Source organism: Calditerrivibrio sp. (assembly GCF_049968475.1).
GTDB lineage: Bacteria > Chrysiogenota > Deferribacteres > Deferribacterales > Calditerrivibrionaceae > Calditerrivibrio > Calditerrivibrio nitroreducens_A.
Genome location: NZ_JBMFQS010000004.1, coordinates 1 through 21,379 on the forward strand (window position 1 = coordinate 1; position 21,379 = coordinate 21,379).

20 protein-coding genes are annotated in these 21,379 nt (G+C 34.8%); 9 read left to right on the top strand and 11 right to left on the bottom strand.

Annotation, left to right across the window (positions count from 1 at the left end; genetic code table 11):
• Positions 1-263: 263 nt before the first annotated feature.
• From rimP to ACP5Q2_RS04785, 9 genes are all read left to right on the top strand, one after another.
• The gene (gene rimP / locus ACP5Q2_RS04745) at positions 264-737 is read left to right on the top strand and encodes a ribosome maturation factor RimP (protein ID WP_428097741.1); all 474 of its coding nucleotides are present in this window, start codon (positions 264-266) and stop codon (positions 735-737) included.
• 25 nt (positions 738-762) lie between these two features.
• Positions 763-2,049 carry a transcription termination factor NusA gene (nusA, locus tag ACP5Q2_RS04750; protein ID WP_428097744.1) on the top strand — a complete coding sequence of 429 codons (1,287 nt, stop codon included), beginning with the start codon at positions 763-765 and terminating at the stop codon, positions 2,047-2,049.
• Positions 2,050-2,122: 73 nt separating this feature from the next.
• The gene (gene infB / locus ACP5Q2_RS04755) at positions 2,123-5,254 is read left to right on the top strand and encodes a translation initiation factor IF-2 (RefSeq protein WP_428097747.1); all 3,132 of its coding nucleotides are present in this window, start codon (positions 2,123-2,125) and stop codon (positions 5,252-5,254) included.
• Positions 5,254-5,535, top strand: coding sequence for a DUF503 domain-containing protein (locus tag ACP5Q2_RS04760; RefSeq protein ID WP_428097750.1), 282 nt, complete (start codon positions 5,254-5,256; stop codon positions 5,533-5,535). The genes infB and ACP5Q2_RS04760 overlap by 1 nt, the downstream gene beginning before the upstream one ends.
• The gene (gene rbfA / locus ACP5Q2_RS04765; RefSeq protein ID WP_424605317.1) at positions 5,535-5,885 is read left to right on the top strand and encodes a 30S ribosome-binding factor RbfA; all 351 of its coding nucleotides are present in this window, start codon (positions 5,535-5,537) and stop codon (positions 5,883-5,885) included. Before ACP5Q2_RS04760 ends, rbfA begins: the two co-directional genes overlap by 1 nt.
• Positions 5,885-6,790, top strand: coding sequence for a tRNA pseudouridine(55) synthase TruB (gene truB, locus ACP5Q2_RS04770; RefSeq protein ID WP_424605316.1), 906 nt, complete (start codon positions 5,885-5,887; stop codon positions 6,788-6,790). Before rbfA ends, truB begins: the two co-directional genes overlap by 1 nt.
• Before the next feature lie 67 nt (positions 6,791-6,857).
• The gene (gene rpsO, locus ACP5Q2_RS04775; RefSeq protein ID WP_013451416.1) at positions 6,858-7,127 is read left to right on the top strand and encodes a 30S ribosomal protein S15; all 270 of its coding nucleotides are present in this window, start codon (positions 6,858-6,860) and stop codon (positions 7,125-7,127) included.
• A 2-nt stretch (positions 7,128-7,129) separates the two neighbouring features.
• Positions 7,130-9,250 carry a polyribonucleotide nucleotidyltransferase gene (pnp, locus tag ACP5Q2_RS04780; protein ID WP_428097755.1) on the top strand — a complete coding sequence of 707 codons (2,121 nt, stop codon included), beginning with the start codon at positions 7,130-7,132 and terminating at the stop codon, positions 9,248-9,250.
• A gap of 174 nt (positions 9,251-9,424) precedes the next feature.
• A complete protein-coding gene (locus ACP5Q2_RS04785) occupies positions 9,425-10,012 on the top strand; it encodes a hypothetical protein (protein ID WP_428097758.1) in 588 nt (195 codons plus the stop codon).
• On the opposite strand, the gene ACP5Q2_RS04790 is transcribed toward ACP5Q2_RS04785, so the two are convergent.
• The 11 genes from ACP5Q2_RS04790 to ACP5Q2_RS04840 are packed head-to-tail and all read right to left on the bottom strand — an operon-like array spanning position 10,009 to position 21,350.
• Complete coding sequence (locus ACP5Q2_RS04790; protein WP_428097761.1) at positions 10,009-11,595, bottom strand: ArnT family glycosyltransferase; 1,587 nt, start codon at positions 11,593-11,595, stop codon at positions 10,009-10,011. The two genes, ACP5Q2_RS04785 and ACP5Q2_RS04790, sit on opposite strands and share 4 nt — an antisense overlap.
• Positions 11,573-12,166, bottom strand: a complete 594-nt coding sequence (locus ACP5Q2_RS04795; protein WP_428097764.1) for a phosphatase PAP2 family protein — start codon at positions 12,164-12,166, stop codon at positions 11,573-11,575. Before ACP5Q2_RS04795 ends, ACP5Q2_RS04790 begins: the two co-directional genes overlap by 23 nt.
• Before the next feature lie 20 nt (positions 12,167-12,186).
• Entirely contained in the window at positions 12,187-13,779 is a 1,593-nt protein-coding gene (locus ACP5Q2_RS04800) for an ArnT family glycosyltransferase (RefSeq protein WP_428097766.1), read from the bottom strand.
• Positions 13,766-14,047, bottom strand: coding sequence for a lipid-A-disaccharide synthase N-terminal domain-containing protein (locus ACP5Q2_RS04805; RefSeq protein ID WP_424605310.1), 282 nt, complete (start codon positions 14,045-14,047; stop codon positions 13,766-13,768). The genes ACP5Q2_RS04800 and ACP5Q2_RS04805 overlap by 14 nt, the downstream gene beginning before the upstream one ends.
• Entirely contained in the window at positions 14,037-14,765 is a 729-nt protein-coding gene (locus tag ACP5Q2_RS04810) for a glycosyltransferase family 2 protein (RefSeq protein WP_424605309.1), read from the bottom strand. Before ACP5Q2_RS04810 ends, ACP5Q2_RS04805 begins: the two co-directional genes overlap by 11 nt.
• Entirely contained in the window at positions 14,752-16,254 is a 1,503-nt protein-coding gene (locus tag ACP5Q2_RS04815; protein ID WP_428097771.1) for an ATP-binding protein, read from the bottom strand. The genes ACP5Q2_RS04810 and ACP5Q2_RS04815 overlap by 14 nt, the downstream gene beginning before the upstream one ends.
• The gene (locus ACP5Q2_RS04820; protein WP_428097774.1) at positions 16,241-16,789 is read right to left on the bottom strand and encodes a phosphoribosyltransferase family protein; all 549 of its coding nucleotides are present in this window, start codon (positions 16,787-16,789) and stop codon (positions 16,241-16,243) included. Before ACP5Q2_RS04820 ends, ACP5Q2_RS04815 begins: the two co-directional genes overlap by 14 nt.
• Entirely contained in the window at positions 16,786-17,697 is a 912-nt protein-coding gene (locus ACP5Q2_RS04825; RefSeq protein ID WP_428097778.1) for an ABC transporter permease, read from the bottom strand. The genes ACP5Q2_RS04820 and ACP5Q2_RS04825 overlap by 4 nt, the downstream gene beginning before the upstream one ends.
• Positions 17,690-18,754, bottom strand: coding sequence for an ABC transporter permease (locus ACP5Q2_RS04830; protein WP_428097781.1), 1,065 nt, complete (start codon positions 18,752-18,754; stop codon positions 17,690-17,692). Before ACP5Q2_RS04830 ends, ACP5Q2_RS04825 begins: the two co-directional genes overlap by 8 nt.
• Positions 18,747-20,255: an ABC transporter ATP-binding protein gene (locus ACP5Q2_RS04835; RefSeq protein WP_424605304.1), complete on the bottom strand. Its 1,509-nt coding sequence runs from the start codon at positions 20,253-20,255 to the stop codon at positions 18,747-18,749. The genes ACP5Q2_RS04830 and ACP5Q2_RS04835 overlap by 8 nt, the downstream gene beginning before the upstream one ends.
• 36 nt (positions 20,256-20,291) lie before the next feature.
• A complete protein-coding gene (locus ACP5Q2_RS04840) occupies positions 20,292-21,350 on the bottom strand; it encodes a BMP family ABC transporter substrate-binding protein (RefSeq protein WP_424605303.1) in 1,059 nt (352 codons plus the stop codon).
• Between the last annotated feature and the right edge of the window lie 29 nt (positions 21,351-21,379).

The window sequence follows — 21,379 nt, forward strand, 5'->3', positions numbered from 1 at the left end:
AAATATCAGAGTAAATACGATGAGATTTATTTGATAGGAATGGAATTTAGTAGAAAATATCGGAATATTGTTTATTTTGGGTGGGAAAAGTTGGGAAGTTAGAACGTTGTAACGTTAAAACTTTGAATCATTGAACCTTGAACTTCTTAACAAAGATGATGCTTAGAATTTAAAAAAAACTTGCTTTTTATTTGGCGTTGTGTTATATTTTGAACAAGTGGGTATTATCCCACTTATTTTTTTGCTTAAGGATGGTGAGATTGATGTTTAGTCAAAATATCCATATCGTAGAAAGGGTTAAAGAATATTCTGAAAAAATAGCTCCGAAATTTGGGGTGGAAATTTTCGATGTGAAGTTTGTGAGGGAGCCTTCGGGGTATACACTAAGGATATTTCTGGATAAGGAGAATCTTACGCTTGAAGATTGCGCAAATTTCAGTAAAGAGATCTCGAAATGGCTGGATAAAGAGGATCTTATTCCTCATAAATACAATCTTGAGGTTTCAAGTCCCGGTCTGAATAGACCATTAAGGAATATAGATGATTATAAAAAATACATTGGGAGAAAATGTAAAATTGAGTTGTTTAAAAAAGATCCTTCCGGAAGAAAGAACTACACCGGCTATATAAAAGGTGTAGATGGTGAAGTTATTCTGTTGGATGTAAAAAAAGAGGAGATTATCGTAAATTATAGTGATATAAAAAAAGGGAATCTTGAATTTGAAATTAAAGAATAGAATATAGATATTTTTAGGAGGAACAATGCTTAAAGAGATTTTAAAAGTAGCAGATGAGATAGTTAGAGAAAAAGGTTTCAGTCGTAAAATAATTTCCAATGCTTTGAGGGATGCTATATATACAGCACTTGTAAAAAAATTGGGTAAATATGGTGAGCCTGTAGTTGAGATCGATCTTGAGAAAAACATTTTTAACATATCTGTGCCAAAAGAGGTTGTGGAGGATGTTGATAGTGTATGGCATGAAATACTGCTTGAGGATGCTCTCAAAATAGATAAGGATGCCTATCTGGGCAAAGTAATCATGGTGCCTGTCACCATAGAAGAAATTGGTAGGCAGCTTGCAACCACCGTAAAGACGAGATTGTTTGAGAAATTAAGAGATGCAGAAAAGGATATTGTGTATTCTGAGTTTCAAAGTAAGGTGGGAGAAATTATCACAGGTATAGTGTTGAAGTCTGATAAGGAGGGTGTAACTGTTTCGATTGGTAAAACAGAGGCCATTCTTCCTAAAAAAGAGATGATCCCCGGCGATTATTATACAAGGGGTGATTATATAAGGGCTTTGTTGCTGGAGATAAAGCTGATAAAAGGTTGGCCACATCTTGTTTTAAGTAGAACACACCCTCAGTTTTTGAAGAAGCTTTTTGAATCTGAGATTCCAGAAGTTTTTGATGGGCTTGTGGAGGTGAAAAGTGTGGCGAGGGAGCCGGGAGATAGGGCAAAAGTTGCAGTTTATTCCACCAGTAGCAATATAGATCCAGTTGGAGCCTGTATCGGTCTTAAAGGTGTCAGGATAAATGCCATAAGTAACGAATTAAGAGGTGAAAAGATAGACGTAATTCAGTGGTCTCCAGATCCAGTAAAGTTTGTCTGTGCTTCAATATCACCTGCTGAAGTTCTTCTTACTAATATTTTTGAGGATGAATCCACTATTGAAGTTGTAGTTCCTGATGATCAACTATCCCTTGCGATTGGTAAGAGGGGTCAAAACGTAAAACTTGCATCAATACTCACCGGCTGGAAGCTTGATATATTGAAGGAGAGTGAGTATAAAGAGCTTAGAAAACAACGACTTATCGAACAAGAACAGGAGATGAAAGAATTTTACATGATCTACAGCTTGGACAATTTGTCTGTGTTGACGGATGAGATGATTTCAAAACTTGTGGCGGCGGGGGTTACAGATCTTGAAAAGCTGGCGGATACAGATGTTGATAGAATATCTGAGATACTTAATATAAGTCACGAAGATGCTATAAATATTTTAAATGCTGCTCTTGATTACCTGGCATCAGTGCTTGAAGAGTAAAAATAATTGTTTACAGAATATTTCATGTATAGTATTAATAGATGGTGTATTTAAATTTTTAGAGGTGTAATTAATGAATCGATTTAGAATTTCAGAACTTGTACGAAAAGGGCTGGGAAAATTTGATGAAATTAGCGAGAAATTAAATAGTGTTGGTGTGTCGATTTCAAGCGAGAATGATGAAGTTACAGAAGAACAACTTGTATCAGCGGGTTTTGATGTTAAAAGGATTGCATTGGACAAACGTCAGGAATTGATTAAACAGGCAATGGATAGAAGGAAACGCCATTCAAAAGTTACAGAAGTGATTGTGAAGGATCAAAAGTCTGCGGTTGATGATGCAAAGAAGAAACTCACAAAAGAGGAACTACTGAAAAAGAAATTAGAGCTTGAAAAGAGTCTTCAGAAAGTTGATGAGGAAAGAGAAAAATTAAGAGATGAGAAGCTAAAGGCTGAAACGAAAAAGGATGATGCAGCAAGTGGTAATACCGTAGATGAATTAGATGCCTCTAAAAATTCAGATATAATTTTAGAAAGCAAATCAAAAGATGTTCAAGTTTCAGAAAAGGATCAGGAAACTATTAAAAAATCAGATGAAGTTCAAGCTCCTTCTGAAGATGAAAAGAAAATAGATAAAAAATCCGAAGAGGTTTCTGCCGAAGTTTTGGTTCAAAAAGAAGAGACTGTTATAAAAACTGAAGAGTCTCAGGTGGTGAAGCAGAAATCTGAAGAACCAAAAACTCATAAGAAAGAGGAGCATCATAAAAAGCCATACCAGGGGAAAAAACCATGGGAAAAAAGACCCCATCAGGATAGAAAAGATGTGTCTTCTTCTCAGGGGCAGCAAAGGGAAGATCAGGGAAGATATCAAAATAGACCGGATAACAGATCTGAAGCCAGGCAAGGGGATCATCAAAGGAGTGGAAGGCCACCTTATCAAGGACAGCAGAGGGACGGCGGCTCATTTAGAGATAGGCCTGCAGGAGGAAGACCTCAAGGGGATAGACCACAGGGAGGAAGACCTCAGGGGGATAGACCAGGCTTTGACAAAGGGAAAAGATCTGATTTTAAAAAAGAAGAGGCACCTTCGAAGGATAAGTCTATCTTCTCTCCGATGAGTGATGTATTGATAGAAGATAAAGAGCTTATCGTCAAAAAGAAGAAGTGGGAAGAAGATGTTCCATCACCGGTGGTTGAAGAGAAAGATATAGAATCAAAAAAGATAAAGGTAAAAAAGAGCTCGACTAAGAAAGAGAAAAATTTAAAACAGAATCTACTTGAAGATTTAGAGCTTTTGCAGATAGAAACAGGAGTTATTGAGCCAGAGCCGACTATTGATGAGCTGGAAGAGATAGACCAAAAACCTAAGAAACAGGCTAAGTTAAAAGATAAAGATAGAGAAAAGGAAAAAGAGGTTGTAAAAGAGGTAAAACAGCCTTCAAAACCTAACAAGATAACTATTGGAGAAAGTATTACTGTAAGTGATTTAGCAGGGCTATTGGGGATACGTATTCCTGATATAATCAAAAAGTTGATGAATATTGGAATAATGGCAACGGCAAATCAATCCATTGATGCAGAAACAGTGCAATTGATAGCTATGGATTATGGCATTGATGTGGAAGTAAAAACGGTTTCTGAAGAAGATCTTTTACCAAAATATGACAGTAAGCCTGAAAATTTAAGACCTAGACCACCTATTGTTACTGTTATGGGGCACGTTGACCATGGAAAAACCTCCCTGTTGGATGCAATAAGAAAAACAAAGGTTGCAGAAAAGGAAGCTGGAGGAATTACGCAGCATATTGGAGCCTATGAGGTTGATATAGATAGAGGAAAGATCGTATTTCTTGATACCCCGGGTCATGAAGCTTTTACCACTTTGCGTGCCAGGGGGGCTAATGTAACTGATATCGTAATTTTAGTGGTTGCTGCGGACGATGGTGTAATGCCACAGACAAAAGAGGCTATTGATCATGCGAAAGCTGCTGGGGTAAAGATAGTTGTTGCCATAAACAAGATAGACAAACCAAATGCAAATCCAGAGAGGGTTAAAACACAGTTGGCAGAATATGGAATAATACCTGAAGAATGGGGTGGAGAGTATCAGTTTCAGGAGATTTCTGCTAAAAATAGAATAAACATAGACGATCTTTTGGAAAGGGTGCTTCTGGAGGCTGAATTATTGGAGCTGAAGGGGGATTATGTTAAACCGGCAGAAGGGATAATAATAGAATCCAGGTTGGATAAACAGAAGGGGGTGTCTGTTACTCTTATTGTTAAAGATGGTGTTTTGAGAGTAGGTGATATTTTTGTGGCTGGGACTCATTATGGAAAGGTCAGGGCATTGTATAACTATGCTGGTAGGAGTATAAAAGAAGCTGGCCCATCAATCCCTGTGGAGCTTATGGGTTTTAGTGAAGTACCAGAACCTGGTGAAACGCTTATTGTTCTTCCTAATGAAAGATTGGCAAAACAGATTGTGGAAATTCGATTACAAAAACAGAGGGAGAAGGATGAGGCGGCAAGGGCGAAACTTTCTCTGGATGATATATTCAGTAAGATAAAAGAGGGTGAAATCAAGGATCTGAATATCATCTTAAAAGCCGATGTTCAGGGTTCGCTTGAGGCTTTGAAATCTTCGCTGACTAAATTATCCAATTCTGAGGTGAAGGTAAAAATAATTCATGATGGTGTTGGTGGAATAAATGAATCTGACGTTCTTCTGGCTCTTGCTTCAAAGGCTATTATCATAGGATTTAACGTTCGTCCTGATGCAAAAGCAAGGACTGTGGCAGAAAGGGAGAAGATCGATATCCGACTCTATTCTGTTATCTATGAGGCTATAGAAGAGGTTCAGAAAGCTATAGAAGGTATGCTGAAACCTGAGCTTAAAGAGAACATTATTGGCAAAGTGGAGATAAGAAAGGTATTCAATGTTCCCAAAGTTGGTAAAGTGGCCGGGTGTTACGTGCTGGAAGGTAAGATTGTTAGAAATTCTAATGTTAGGATTATCAGGGATAATATAGTTATTTATACGGGAAAAATAAACTCTCTGAAGCGTTTTCAGGATGACGTAAAAGAGGTTGTGGCTGGTTATGAGTGTGGACTTGGTATAGCCAACTACAACGACATTAAAGAGGGTGATATTTTAGAGGTATTTGAAGTTGTGGAAGAAAAGAGGTTGCTCAAGGATGTTGAGTAATGTTAATAGGTAGTTTGCTTTTGAAGATAAATATACCTGCTGCCAGAACACTTAAAGATAAAAGGAGTGTTTTAAACAGCCTCAAAACCAAACTGAGAAACAAATTTAATATCTCTGTGGCTGAAGTGGGGGATAAGGATTTCTGGCAAAGTGCTGAGATAGCCATCGTAGTTGTGTCTGATGATTCTGCGCTGATAGATTCCCAGCTACAGGAGATAATTAAATTTGTGGAAAATACAAGAGATGCTTTTATAGTTGATGTTCAACAGGAGATATTTTGATGAAAAAAGAGACTTTTAGAGATAGACGGGTGGGGGAATTGCTTAAGGAGGAGATCAGTCGTATTGTGCAATACGAGGTGAAAAACCCCAATATCCATGGGTTGATAATTACTGATGTCGTGGTTACAAAAGATTTAAGTTTAGCAAGAGTTTATATAAGAAGCTTCGATGGTACAGATATGGAGATCTTGCGTCAGGAGCTCGATTTGGCTAAGAATTTTATATATTCTAAATTAAAAAAATCTATAAAAATCAAAAAGGTACCAAATCTCACATTTTTTGTAGATAATACATTGGATTATGCATCAAAGATAGAAGAACTCCTAAAACAGGTTAAACAGCAGGATTAATGATAGGTTTTATAAATCTTTACAAAGAGAAAGGTGTAACATCTTTTTCTAATATCAACAAGTTATCAAATATTCTTGGTGGTTGTAAAGTGGGGCATACCGGAACACTTGATCCCATAGCTGAAGGGGTATTGCCCGTTTGTCTCAATGAAGCAACAAAATTAGCTTCCTATCTTATAGCAGAAGACAAGGAGTATGTTGCAGGAGCTGTATTAGGCTTTAAGACTGATAGCTATGATACCACTGGAAATTTAGTTGCCAGAGGTGATGTCAGAATACCTTCCGATGAAGAGATAGAAAATATTCTAAAAGATCTTGTGGGGGAGGTGGAGCTCGAAATTCCAGCGTTTTCTGCAGTGAATATTAAAGGTAAGAGGGCGTATGAATTAGCCAGAAAAGGGCTTATTGAAAATGCCGGTATGCGTAAGAGTATCATATACGATATAAAACTTGTTGAATATAATTATCCGCATCTTACTATATCTTTAAAAGTGGAAAAAGGTACCTACGTAAGAAGTATTATAAACAAGATAGGTGAAATGTTGGGTACTTTTGGGACTATGAATAAATTGATCAGGATCAAAAGTGGATTCTTTCACGTCGATACAGCTTTAACAGTGGAAGAGATAGGGTTGATGTATAGAAATAAAAATTACGATTTTTTAATCCCCGTAAATAGAGTATTAAATTGGAGCAGGGTAATTGTAAAAGACCAGTTTGTGGATATGGTGAGAAATGGTGTTTCGATTAAAAAAGGAAATTATAAGTATATTCCAGATAATTTGACAGAAATGGTTTTTGTTACAGATGCGAAAGGGGTTGTACTTTCAATTGCCGAAAAGGCTGAAGGCGAGATCCCTTTTAAAAATGTTCGTGTCTTCAAAAATGAAAATTTTAAAATATGATGATTTTTATCATAAAATACTTGTAAAAAATTAAAATTTTGTATAATATAAAATTCGGAGGTGTGTAATGGCATTAGACAAAGCATTAAAACAGGAACTCATTGAGAAGTTCAAAACAAGTGATCAGGATACCGGTTCTCCTGAGGTACAGGTTGCCCTTTTGACAACGAGGATCAACCAGCTTACTGAGCATTTCAAAACCCATGTTAAAGATCACCATTCAAGAAAAGGGCTTTTGATGCTGGTAAGTAAAAGAAGAAAGCTGCTCGATTATCTAAAAAGAAAGGATTTTAATAGGTATCAGCAGTTGATCGAAAGACTTGGTATAAGGAAGTAATAATGGAGAAAAATATTAAGTCTTACGAAATAAGGCTTGGCAGCAATGCCGAGCCTATAATTTTAGAAACGGGATGGAAGGCAAAACAGACCAATGGTAGTATCTGGGCAAAACATGGTGAAACGGTAGTTTTGGTAACCGCCGTTATGAGTAAAAAAGTCCCAGAAGATATAGATTTTTTCCCTCTTACGGTAAATTATATCGAAAAGTTTTATTCAGTGGGTAAGATTCCCGGTGGATTTTTGAAGCGTGAAAGTAAACCTTCTGATAAAGAGACACTTATTGCAAGACTAATAGATAGACCATTGAGACCCATTTTCCCTGATGGGTTCAGAAATGAGGTACAGATTGTTGCAACAGTTGTATCAAGCGATCAGAAAAATTCACCTGATGTTTTATCCATAAATGCAGCAAGTGCTGCTCTTATGATATCAGATATACCTTTTAATGGACCTGTTGGTGCTGTTAGAGTTGGGAAATTGAATGGGGAATATATAATCAACCCTGATGCAGATCTTTTTGATCAGCTTGTTATGAACATAGTACTTGCTGGAACAGAGGATGCTATTGTAATGGTGGAAGCTGGACTGAAAAATGTTTCGGAAGAAGAAGTGGTGGAAGCATTTGAAAAAGGACATCAGGCGATAAGAGAGATAATTGCAGTTCAAAAAAAGATGAGGGAAGAACTGGGCTTACCAAAAGCAGATTACAAAGATTTTTCTGTGCCTTCGGGCATTCTTGAAAAGGTCTATGCCGAATGTAAACAGTCCCTCTTCGATGCAGTAATGACAAAAGGTAAAAAAGAGAAATATGATGCTATAGATCGAGTAAAAGATGAGTATTTTGAGAAATTAAAAACTGAATTAGGCGAAGCATTTAGCGAAGTTGAATCTTTATATTCTGAAGCTTATCACGAGGTGGAAAAGAAGATATTCAGGGAAATCACTCTTGAAAATAAAATCAGGGTTGATGGAAGAAGATACGATGAAATAAGGCCAATCGATATAGAAGTGGGATTATTGCCAAGGGCACATGGTTCTGCTCTTTTTACCAGAGGTGAAACTCAGGCTTTAGTTTCCACCACTCTTGGTACGAAAATGGATAGTCAGCTTGTGGATGATATAGAGGGTAATTCATCTAAAAGATTTATGCTACATTATAATTTCCCTCCATTTTCTGTGGGAGAGGTTGGCAGAATGGGGGCTCCTGGAAGGCGTGAAGTGGGGCATGGTGCTCTTGCGGAAAGGGCTTTGAGCTTTGTTATTCCTGATGAGTCTGAGTTCCCTTATACAATAAGGGTTGTATCTGAAATACTTGAATCAAATGGGTCTTCATCAATGGCCACCGTTTGTGGTGGATGTCTTTCCCTCATGGATGCTGGTGTTCCGGTGAAGGATATGGTGGCAGGTATAGCAATGGGGCTCATTTATGAGAAGGGAAGATATGCTATCCTGAGTGATATTATGGGGATTGAAGATCATCTGGGTGATATGGACTTTAAAGTTGCCGGAACAAAAGATGGGATTACTGCTCTGCAGATGGATATAAAGATTGAAGGACTCAGTATGGACCTTGTGAGGGAAGCTCTTGCCGCTGCTAAAGTGGGAAGGTTGCATATCCTTTCAAAAATGCAGGAAGCTTTGGCATCTCCAAGATCTGATCTCTCTCCATACGCTCCAAGATTTGTAACAATCAATGTAGATCCCGAAAAGGTTGGACTGATAATTGGACCTGCAGGGAAAAATATCAAGGCGATCATCGAAGAGACCGGTGTATCTATCGATATCTTAGATGGTGGAGTTGTAAATATATTCGCAAGCTCAAAGGATTCAATCGATTCTGCAATAGCCATGATTGAGGCTATTCTTGGGGAACTCACCATCGATAAGGTATACAAAGGAAAAGTTAAAAAACTGATGGATTATGGTGCATTTGTGGAGATTGCGCCTGGTATAGAGGCTCTTTTACATGTTTCCCAGTACAGCCACGAAAAGGTGGATGATCTCTCCAAATATTTGAAGATAGGTGATATGGTGGAAGTAAAATATCTTGGTAAAGATGAAAGGGGAAGACACAAGATATCAAGAAAAGCAACACTTGAAAAGATAACTCAGTCTGAGTAGTTAAAAGGTTAACAAGCCACTAAATCGGTGGCTTGTTAGTTTTATCAATATATAATAAGATTTTTTATTTAGGGATCATACATAAATAAGTTTATTTTAGGCTTACTTTTTTTATTTAAGTTAATTTTAATTTAAATATTGACTTTTTGATAGATTATTGTTGATAAAGTTAATATGTTAGATTGTTTTAAAATTTCAAAAAATATTATTGATAACTTAGATTATTTTTCGGAGATTTTTCTTCTGTTTGATTTTATTGGATATAACATTACTTTACTTGATAAGGATTTAAATATAATCTATTCCAATTGGCGGGATTTAGATTTTGTTCCTGAGAAGAATAGGATCATAGGAGAGAAGTGCTATAAGGTGCTGCGGGGATTGAGTGATATTTGTGAAGATTGTTGGATAGACAAATTTAACAACAAATATATTAAGGATATTAAGTTTATCAAAAAGAGTCCCGTTGATGGTAAGTTTAGAGACTTTACGATTATCCCGATCTTTGATCGGGACAATATTGTTGGTTATGTTCAGTTCATAAAAGTTTGTTCTGAATATGTTGAGTATCAGAAGGCGAATAAAGAATATATTACATTATGCTCAAAATGTAAGAAGGTAAGAGATAAGAATGAATGGATGAGTTTTGAAAATTATTTTCTCAGGCTTGGGCTTACCTTTAGCCATGGGCTGTGTCCTGATTGCTTAAAAGAACTCTATCCAGATTATGCTGACGAAATTATCAATAAACGTAAGACCTAATTTATTAATACGATATAGTATTTATTCATCATAAATTGTCTTTTTACGATTCTAAGGGAATCAGGTTTATTTTCCCATCTATCCCAGTTCTTTTCGGACATGGCTATAACTAATTTTTCACCATTTCTAATGAGTTCTTCTATTTTAGATTTGTCTCTTGTTTCCAAAACAGATCTGTTTGCATAAAATGAGTACGTACCTGAATAGGTATCAAATGATATAGGTTTGTAGCCTTTTTCTGAGTAATATTTCAGTTGTTCACCTATAATTCTTGGGGAAAAGAAAGGGCTGGAGGGTAGCACAAATGTTATATTAAGTGAGTTTGCAAAGATAATTATCAGCACTGAGTATATTGACAATATCTTATTTGTGGATTTGCCTGAGTATTTTATTAAAAATATAGCAATTAAGATCCCCACTAATGATACAATCCATGAATAATTGACATTTTCCATAAATGGAAAATTGTTTCGGTTAAATGTAAGATAGCCAATGACAGATGAGATAATTATAAATATTATGGAAGTTGCAAACCATAATTTACGATCTTCCTTAGAATTTATAACTAATTGATAAATCAATAGAGCAAATGAGGGGAAAATTGGGAGAAGGTAGTTAGGAAATTTACTGCTTACCAACGAAAGTATCAGAAAAGATGTGAAGAATACAACAAGATTGTATAGGTGACCATCATTATCTTTGCATTTGTATTCTGATAAAAAAGTTTTTAAATCTTTTATATTCGATAGTATTACGATTGAAATAGGTAGCCATACTAAAGGTAAAACATAGAAATAAAAATAAAATGGTTTCTTGCTGTGGAAAGCATCTATCGCTCTTCTTACCGTTTGTTGGTAAAAGAGGGAGTTGTAAACATAATCAAATCCATTTATCTTGATCAATGCAAAAATCCAGATGGTTGTTGGAATTAATGCCACAATAAGCCCTAATATGAAATGGAAATTCAAAAAAGGTTTGTATCTCTTCTTTAATAGGCAAAATACTATAAAAGATAAAATGGGAAATATGAGTCCAAGTAGGCCTTTTACAAATAGTGCAATACCTGCCATCATAAATGCTAAGTATAAAAAAGATATTTTATCTTTTTCGTAGTAGAGATAAAAGAACGTAAATGATAAAAGAATAAAAAATGAAAAGAACAGATCCATTTTCACAAAATTTACCAAAGCTATAAAATATAAATTTGATACTATTAAAATGTTTGAGTAAAATGCTTTATCTTCATCTTTTGTGATAATTTTTAAAAAATAATAGCTTCCGGTGATGAACATGGCACCTGTTATCGATGTTGCTATAAAAAAGATTTGTGGATCTGGGATTCTGGTAATCAATTTTAAAAAATAGATAAAAATAAAAAATAGGGGTGGTTTGTCGGGGTAGGATTCACCATTTAATGTGAGCAAAATAAAATTGCCCTCTTTTAGGTGAAGAAACACATCTGCATAACGTACTTCATCTCCAAAGAAGAGATCCCTTGGAAATAAAGCAAACGTTGAAATTGATAGTACGTATAAAATTAATATAATAGGTTTAGTGTATTTATGTTTGAATAGATTTTCCATCGATTGTCAACATCCCTCTTTTTTTAAATCCATTATATAATATAGAACTTATGGTGATTGCAACTAAAATTCCTGCTAAAACATCACTTGGGTAGTGATTAAGGGATATCACCCTTGTAAATGCCATCAATAGGCCGATGATAATAAGAGGGAATCTATACTTTTTTAAAAAAATAGCAAGAACATACATGGCACTGAAGATTGTTGTGGAATGGCCTGATGGTATTGATGTATATTTGTATTTAGTTTGAAGAAATTTAAAACCGTATAGATGATGTTCAAAGTACTCTATTGGCCTGTATCTTCCAAGAATGAATTTTATGATATCTGTAATTAGTCCTGATAAAGCTACAGATACAAAAACCAGGAGGGCTATATTTGCGTAATACCGATTTTTGTTTCTAAAATATATATAGAATATCAAAGAAGGTACCAGCTGATATTCTGCTTTGGCAAAGTCAGTGATATTTTTTGCAAAGTTGTAGATAGTAGTCCCTTTAAGTTGATAAAAAAAGGTTATTATAGGTATATCCCAGAAGTGGTAGAATGAAATGATTAAAATGGTGTACAAGAAAAAAAATATACTATAAATCAATTGCTTTTGCATAAAGAAAGGCTGTAATCCCTTTGTATATATTTCTCTTCACAATCTATTCTGTATTTATCTTTAAATTCATTCAGCGCACCTTTGGTGAAAAGAAAGAATGAACTATTTGATTTTATAAAAGATTTCATCTCATCTTCTGTTTGTATGTAGTATTTTTTGTAGTTGTCATCTTTCTCGAACTGGGTTTCTCTGGTGGTTCCATGCGCCATCACTGTTATTTTATTTCTATAAAATGATGTGGATGGTAGGTCTCGTTTATAGCATAAAGCTTCAAGTTTTCTATCAGGATCTATAATGTTTGCAGCATTTACCATATTCTCAAACCCCATCAACTTATCCTGAAATATTGAGGATGAATAGTAAATTATATTAAAAATTATAACTACTATCAATCCTAAATTATAGCTGAATAGATGATTTTCGATTTTTTTTCTGGAAATTACAACAAAAGCTATAGATATAATCGAAAGAATAATAATTGTAAGATTGAATCTTAATTCTTTTAATAAAAAAGTAGCAATAATAAAAGTAATTGGTAATAATGCAGCAAAATATAAGACTATTTTGTTGAATATCGGTTTACAGTATTCGGTGTATAATTTTAATACGAGTATGCTCATTATGGGTGTCAGCGGGGTTAGGTAAGAATGTAGTTTACTTTTTGCTATGGAGAAAATGATAAATGGGGTTATGATATATACAATAAGGGTGATATGGCTTTTGTAGTTTGAAAACAGTTGCTTTATTTTTGTAATTATAAGTATAGAGTAGGGTAGTGTTGAAACGAAGACCGTTCCAAAGAAGAAATAAAAAGGTTTTTCCCTGTTAAATCTGTTTGTGGTGACCCTTTCTATGGTCTGGACTTTTAAGAAATAGTTTAAAAGGTCTGGGTTTTTTATAATTACTATAAGGTACCACGGAAGGGATACTGCGATGAATGATATTGTGGAGAGAATAACATCTTTAAAGCTAAAAACCTTTCGGAAATGATAATCGAAAAACTTCATTACGAAAAATGGTAAAAGTGTGAATAGAAATATTATTGGTCCTTTTGTGATAAAACCGAATCCTAAGAAGATACCGATTAAGATTGCATTTTTTGTATCTTTTTTATAATAAACTTGATTAAAATAGTAATATTGGGATATCACTGTAAACATTGTTAGATATATATCTGTTGCTGCTATTCTTGACACTGTTAGGAAAAGAATCGACGAAGACAATACGTATGCTGCGTAGTACCTCTCTTCCTCTCTTATAAAAAATTTTGATAGTTTTACTGTAAAAACAAGGGTAATTATGGATGCAATTATACCGAAAAATCTTGATCCAAAGTTGTTTATACCAAATATCTTCATCCCTGATGCTATAAACCAGTATGTGAGAGGGGGTTTGTGGAAATGTTTTATTCCGTTGAAATATGGCTCTATAAAATTACCAGATTGTATCATCTCCCGTGCAATCTCAGCATAGCGGGCTTCTGTGGATTCAAATATAGGGGCGTAAGCTGAAGTGTAAAAAGCTAAGACTGTGTAAATAAAAAGAAAAAAAATAAATTTTTTTTTAACTATTGGCAAGTTTTTTCCTTTTTTCTTTTTTGATGAAATAGAGATTCCTGAAATATATTATAAAACCTGTTGTTTGCCCAATTGTGAAAACTATATCTCTTCTAAGCACAGCATATATGAGAAGGCAGATACTTCCCCCGATACTAAAGTACCAGAAAGATTCCGGTATTATGCTTTTTCTCTGCTTTTCTGAGTATATCCATTGAACAAAAAAACGCATAAAAAATAAACCCTGCCCTAAAAAACCTATTGTTAGAAGCCACCATTCATTTTTCAAAGTTCTTCTCCTTTATTATCGGTTTGATATGTCGTGATATCATCCATCTTACCCCAATAAGGTCATACAACCCCTGTATGGCTCTTTTGGTGTTGTTATATTTTGATACCCCTGTGTATCTGTTTCTGTGGTTTACTGGCACTTCAATCACCTTTGCACCTTCCAGACGCATGAGTGTGGGAATGAATCGGTGGAACCCCTTGAAACCTTTTATCTTTTTTAACAACTCCGCCCGCATAACTTTTAAAGCACAGCCGGTGTCATGAATCGTTTCATTTGTAAACCAGTTTCTGACGGCATTACCTATTTTGCTACCTATTTTTTTGGAAAGTGTATCCTGTCTGTTTTTTCTCCAACCATTTACCATATCGTAATCTTTGTAATATTCAAGCATCATGGGGATATCTTTGGGGTCGTTTTGAAGATCTGCATCGAGTGTTATAATTGTGTCTCCGGAGGCGTTTTGGAATCCTATATACAAAGCAGCCGATTGACCGGAATTTTTTTCGAAAGAGATATATCTTACTCTGTCATCCTTGCCGGCGAGTGATTTAATAATTTGTAAGCTATTGTCTTTACTACAGTCATCCACAAATAATATTTCGTATTCGTATGGTAGATCTTTTGCCACTTCTGAAATCTCAGAATATAAGTTGTATAAATTACCTTCTTCGTTGTAAACTGGCAGAACAAATGAAATCTTTTTAATCTCTGGCATCTTTATCCTTTTTAATTGGTATTTTGATTGTTACTTTCGTACCCATATCTACTTTTGATACGATATCGATTGTACCGCTATGGTTCTCCACAATCTCTTTTACTATAGATAATCCAAGCCCTGTTCCGTTCGTTTTTGTAGAATAAAATTCTTTAAAAATCAATTCCAATTTATCCTCCGGTATCCCCATACCGTTATCTTCTATTACAAAAATCACATCTTTCAGATCGTAGTATACTGTAAAGGTTACAATACCTTTTTTATTTGATGGTATACTTTCCACAGCGTTTTTCAAAATATTCACCAGCATCTGCTCTATATTGGTTTTATTGCCAAAGATAAAAACTTCATCGCTGACATTAGCTAAAATTTTAAAATCTACATTTTCATGATTGAATAATATCCTTTTGGAATATATCTCTATACTTTTGACCAATGTTTTTATGTTTATATTTTCATTAATGGATGTTTCATATCTTGAAAAATTAAGTGTCTGATCTATAATCTCTTTTATTCGTTGGGCATCCTCTATTATAGATTCTAAAAAGCTTTTTAGTTTTGTGTCTGCAACATTTTTTTTGCAATATTCCATTAAAATATCCGAAGAAATCATTATAGAATTTAGTGGATTTTTAATCTCGTGACTTATGGAGGCGGTCAAAGTTCCTATTGTCATCAGTCTATCGGTATGAATAATGCTTTTGTGCATATTATCGATAGTTTTGTTTGCATTATTTAAGGCATCAACCATTTCATTGAAATTCTTTGCCAGGAGCTCCAGTTCATCTCCAGACTTTATATCTATTTTAACATCAAAATTATTTTTGGTGAGCTCTTCCATCCCTTTTTCAATCTTTTTTATGGGGTTTATGATTAAAATATTTATAAGTAAAGAAAGTACGGCAGCTATGAAAAAACTTGAAAGTAGCAATACCCAGAAAGTCTTATTTGCCTCAGAAAGAGTGGTTTCGTAAATCTTTTGTAGATCAATATTCACATTTAAAGTGCCTATAATATCTTTTTCCTGATGGCATCTTTTGCACTCACCTTTATTTGCATAAGGGGAGTAATATGCAAGAAAGTGGTAGTTTTTTGTCTTTATTATCTTTAGTGTAGACCTGTATTCTACATTTTTTAAAATTTCTTCGATATATTCTGATGTCATGATATGGCTTTTATCTCTTGGATTTATACAGGCTAATTTCTTAGTATTATCAAATATATGGATACCTATCAAGTATTCATTTGTGGATAATTCATTTATTAGGCTTGTTATCTCAGATTTGTGTCCCTTTTGCATATAATACGATAGGGCTGAATCGATTACTTTGGATATAGCATAAGCATAATTTGTGGCGATCTCGACAGATTTTTTTTCGGATGATTTTTTTAAATATGTGGATACTATGAGGGAAATGGAAATTAACATTATAAAAATTAGCAGCGTAATTTTAATCTGGAGATTTTTTTGGGGTTTATTGTTTTTCATTGTTAATATCTCTTAAAAGGTTTTTGTTTAATAATGAAAAGATTTCTTCGTTGTCAGATTTATTAAAAACAACAATATACTTTAAAATGTTAAAACCGGCAACTTCAGCAAGGGATTTAATTGCTTTGTGGGTATCCCCATTTGCATAAAAATCATCAACAACAACAACATTTTCACCCTCTTCAATGCAATGTTTGGAGAGGTAAAGTTTGGTGGAAACCTGTTTAGTGAAAGAGTATGATTCTGCCTCAAAGTAATCCTTCATGGTAATCGGTTTTTTCTTTTTGAAAAACAGAAAAGGTTTATTTAATTTTAGAGAAAGTGCTGTGGCCAGTGGTATGCCACTGGACTCTACTGTGATGATTTTAGTAAATTCTGTCCCTTTTAAAATTTCTGCAAAAGCTTCTGTAATAGCTGATAATAATAAAGGTTCAACTTGATGGTTTAAAAACTGCTCTACATTTATGATATCACCAACGATAGCCCCTTTTTCTTTGATAAATTTTAACAAAAGTGATTTAGCTTTTTGTATCATACTCTATCTTCTCTATCATAAGGATTACCAAGAGATTCCGGTTGGTTTTGCTTTGTGCTATCATTTTTAAGTGATGAAATGATCAGTACAAGTATGGTAAAGAGGTATGGCAATGATTGAAGGATCTGCACCGGTATGTTTGTTCCCATTGCTTGAAGTCTGAGTTGATTAGCTGCTATGCCACCAAAGAGATAAGATCCTATTAAGGCTTTTCGTACATCCCAGTTTGAAAAGATAACGAGGGCTACTGCAATCCACCCTCTACCGGCGGACATATTTTCAATCCATAAAGGAGTGTAAACTAAAGACAAATATGCACCACCCAGGCCAACTATACCAGAGCCTATCACAACTGCGAAAAGTCTGTATAAATGTACATTTATACCTGCATTATCAGCTGCATAAGGATTTTCTCCAACTGTTCTTAAATTTAGACCTATGGTTGTTCTGTACAGGAAAAAATGTATCAACAAAAGTAATAAGATGCTTATATACACCATAATATCCTGATTCAATACTGGACTTAAAAATGGAATATCTTTTACTGTATTAATTCTTTCCAGACCTCTTATATTTTCTCCCACCATAGACTTGCCAAGCATAGCCGTAATACCTGTACCAAACATCGTCAGGGCAAGACCGCTGACTATCTGGTTTGCTTTTAAATATGTGGTTAAAATACCGTGGATAGATCCTGCTGCGGCGGATAGCAGTATCGCCGCCAGAAATCCTATTAATAAGCTATTGGTGATAAATGTAAAATAGAAACCTGATAGTGCTCCTATCAGCATCAACCCCTCAATGCCAAGATTTATGATACCACTTTTTTCCATTATTATGGCACCTATCGTGGCATAAAGAATCGGTGTACCCGCTCTAATTGTAGTATCGATTATTATATCAAGCATTTTTTCTCCGCTTCATTGTTATCTTGTGATTTATAAAAAAATCTCCCGTAAGTAGAGTAAATAGTAATATCCCCTGAAAAGCATTAACCATAGATATTGGTATCTGATAGTTTAGTTGTAATGTATCCCCTGCTAAAAATATCAAAGCCATAAATAAAGATGAAAACAGGATTCCAATACTGTTTTGATTGGAAAGCCAGGCTATAATAATGGCTGTATAGCCGTAGCCTGGAGATATCGAATGCTGAAGTCGGTGAAGGACACCGGAAACCTCTGTAAATCCAGCCAGAGCACTTACTCCACCACTTAAAATCATAATTATTAAAATATTTTTGTTTATATTTATACCAGCATACCTTGCAGCATTGGGATTGCTACCTATCACCCTCACCTCATAACCCCAGACAGATTTTTCCATCAAAATATAGTATAAAATAAGAAGAAATATTGCCAAAACTATTCCTGTGTGTAATCTGGTATCGCCAAATGTACTGAGCTTTGCGATATCTGTAAATTTTTTGGAATAGGGGAAATTGAACCCTTCTGGATCTTTTAATGGGCCATACACTAGATAATCCACTATAAGAATAGCTATGTAATTCATCAACAATGTTACAATTATTTCATTTACGTTGAGCTTTACTTTTAAAAATCCTGCAAGGCCACTCCACAAACCTCCTGCAATGAAAGCAGCCAAAAACATAAGAAAAATCATAAGATAATGTGAGTTTAATGGTATATAAATTGCTGTAAGAGAGGATGCAAGGGCGCCTATATAAAGCTGACCTTCAGAACCGATATTCCACAACTTCATTTTAAAAGCAAAAGAAACTCCGATACTACATATCAAAAGAGGCACCATTTTAATGAGCAACTCTGTAAAGGAATAAATAGAACCAAAGGCATCATAGTAGATATTTTTTATTAAATCTATCAATCCTATACCAAGAAATTTTAAAAAAAATAAACTTATTAGTATCCCAATGACAAAAGAGAAAAATTTTGCCAGGCTTTTTAAATTCTGGGAGTTGGATATCCTTTTTTCGATTCTAATCATCTTTTATTATCCCTCCCATCATTTTCCCAATTGTTTTTTTATCTACATTATCAGGTTCAAAATACCCCATATTTTTTCCTCTAAATATCACTGCTATTCTATCTGATATCTTAAATAGCTCATCCAGATCTTCCGAAATGTATATGGTGCTCATCCCCTTTTTTTGATGTTCTATTATGGTTTGATGTATAAACTCCTGTGACCCAATGTCCAAACCTCTTGTGGGGTAAAGGGCAACTAAAATTGTCGGATTTTCGCTCAGCTCTCTTGCAATGATGACCTTTTGAATATTACCACCTGAAAGGAGCCTAACTGGAGCATTTTTAACCCCATATTGGATATTAAATTTTTCCACAAGATCATTTGCGTATCTATTTATATTTTTTCTGTTTAATAAAATTCCACCCAACTCTTTATCTTTGAAATTTTTTAGTATCAGATTCTCTTCAACGGTCAGATCTGGTGCTATCCCCATTGCTTTTCTGTCTTCAGGTATATGCGCTATACCGTGGATATACTTCTGTCTTGCTGTGCCATATGTAATATCTATGCCATTTAGGGAGATCTTACCCTTGTAAGGGTCTTTTAAACCTGTTAAAACTTCTGCCAGAGCTTTTTGCCCATTTCCAGAAATCCCTGCTATACCTAAAATTTCAGACTTTCTGACCACTAAGTTAAAATCTTGTAGATCTGCAAGGCCTTTATCATTTTTTGCATAGAGATTTGATATTTCGAGTAAAAGATCATCCGATGGTTTTACATCTTTGTCATATTTATTTTTTAAAACAGTTCCAACCATCAGATGGGATATTCTATTTTCATTAAAATCTTCTTTATTTAATATACTTACAACTTCACCTTTTTTCAGTATTACAATCCTGTCCGAAACCTCCATCACCTCTTTAATTTTATGGGATATAAAGATTATAGATTTCCCTTCTTTTTTAAGCTCGAATAGGAACTTAAACAGGAATTCTGTCTCCTGTGGTGTAAGAAGTGTTGTGGGTTCATCCAGTATCAGAATCTGACAGTCGTTTATAAGTAGTTTTATAATCTCTATCCATTGTTGCTCACCGATTGATAGCTTCCACAATGGTAGATCAAGATCTATATTGAGATTAAACTTCTTGAATATATTTAAAAATATATTGGCGTATCTATTTTTATTTATTATAAAACGCTTATCTTTAAGTGCCACCAATAGATTTTCAAATACAGTTAAGTTCTTCACAAGCATGAAATGTTGATGTACCATTCCGATGCCATGTTTTATGGCATCCTTTGGGCTGGTTAATGTTACTTTTTTTCCATTTACATAGATTTCCCCATCATCGCTTCTATAAAAGCCGGTAATGATATTCATTAAGGTACTTTTTCCAGCACCGTTTTCGCCTAAGATGGTTAGTATTTCACCTTTATAGAGATCGAATGAAATGTTTTTGTTTGCTTGAAAATTACCAAATTTTTTAGATATCTCTTTCAGTTCTAAAATTTTTTCCATATATAAAATGAAGGTGGTGGCTTATACCACCACCTTTTATTTCTTTATAGTACCCTGAACACCTTCAACAAAAAAGTTCATACTCAAAAGTTCCTGATCTGACATAACTTTTCTTGCTGGTACAACGATCTTGCCACTGTTATCTTTTAATGGCCCAACGAATATTTTATTTTTACCGGAGATTATATCTCTTTTTTCCAATTCAACTTTTTTTACAATTTCTGAAGGTATTTTGGGGCTTAATGGAGCAAGATCTATAATCCCTTTATCCAATCCCCACCATATTGAAGATGGTTTCCATGTCCCATTACTAACCTGTGTAGCGATCTCTTTGTATAGCACACCCCAATTCCACACGGGAGCGGTGAGGAATCCGTTTGGGGCATACTTTCTCATGTCAGAATTATAGCCTATTACGAATTTGCCTCTTTTTTCTGCTGCCTGAAGGGTTGCTGGTGTATCCTGATGCATGGTGAGCAGATCAGCCCCCACATCAAGTAGGCTATCGGCAGCATTTCTTTCAGTGGCAGGGTCAAACCATGTATTTGTCCACACAACTTTTACCACAGCTTTTGGGTTTACACTTCTTACCCCCAGAGTAAATGCGTTTATCCCTCTTATAACCTCTGGGATTGGATGCGCCGCCACATACCCTATTATGTTACTTTTTGTCATTGATCCTGCAATTATTCCAGATAGATACCTTGCCTGATACATCCTTCCGAAATAGTTACCCACGTTGTCAGCGGTTTTATAGCCTGAACAATGCATAAATACAACGTTTTTAAACTTTTTTGCCACTTCAATTGTGGGGTCCATATATCCAAAGCTTGTTGTAAAGATTAGGTTATACCCTTTCTGGGCAAGGTTTGTTATTACTCTTGTGGCATCTGCTCCCTCTGGCACTGATTCAATATATTGTGTTTTTTTTACAAATGGGAGCTTTGCCATCTCCTGTCTACCAAGGTCGTGAGCATATGTCCAGCCACCATCACCTACTGGCCCCACATATACAAATCCTACATTTAAATCTTTGGCATAGAGTAGGTTAAAGGTAAATAGAAAAACCATTAAAAATAGTATTTTTTTTAACATATATCCTCCATATTTATAGTATAAAAAGC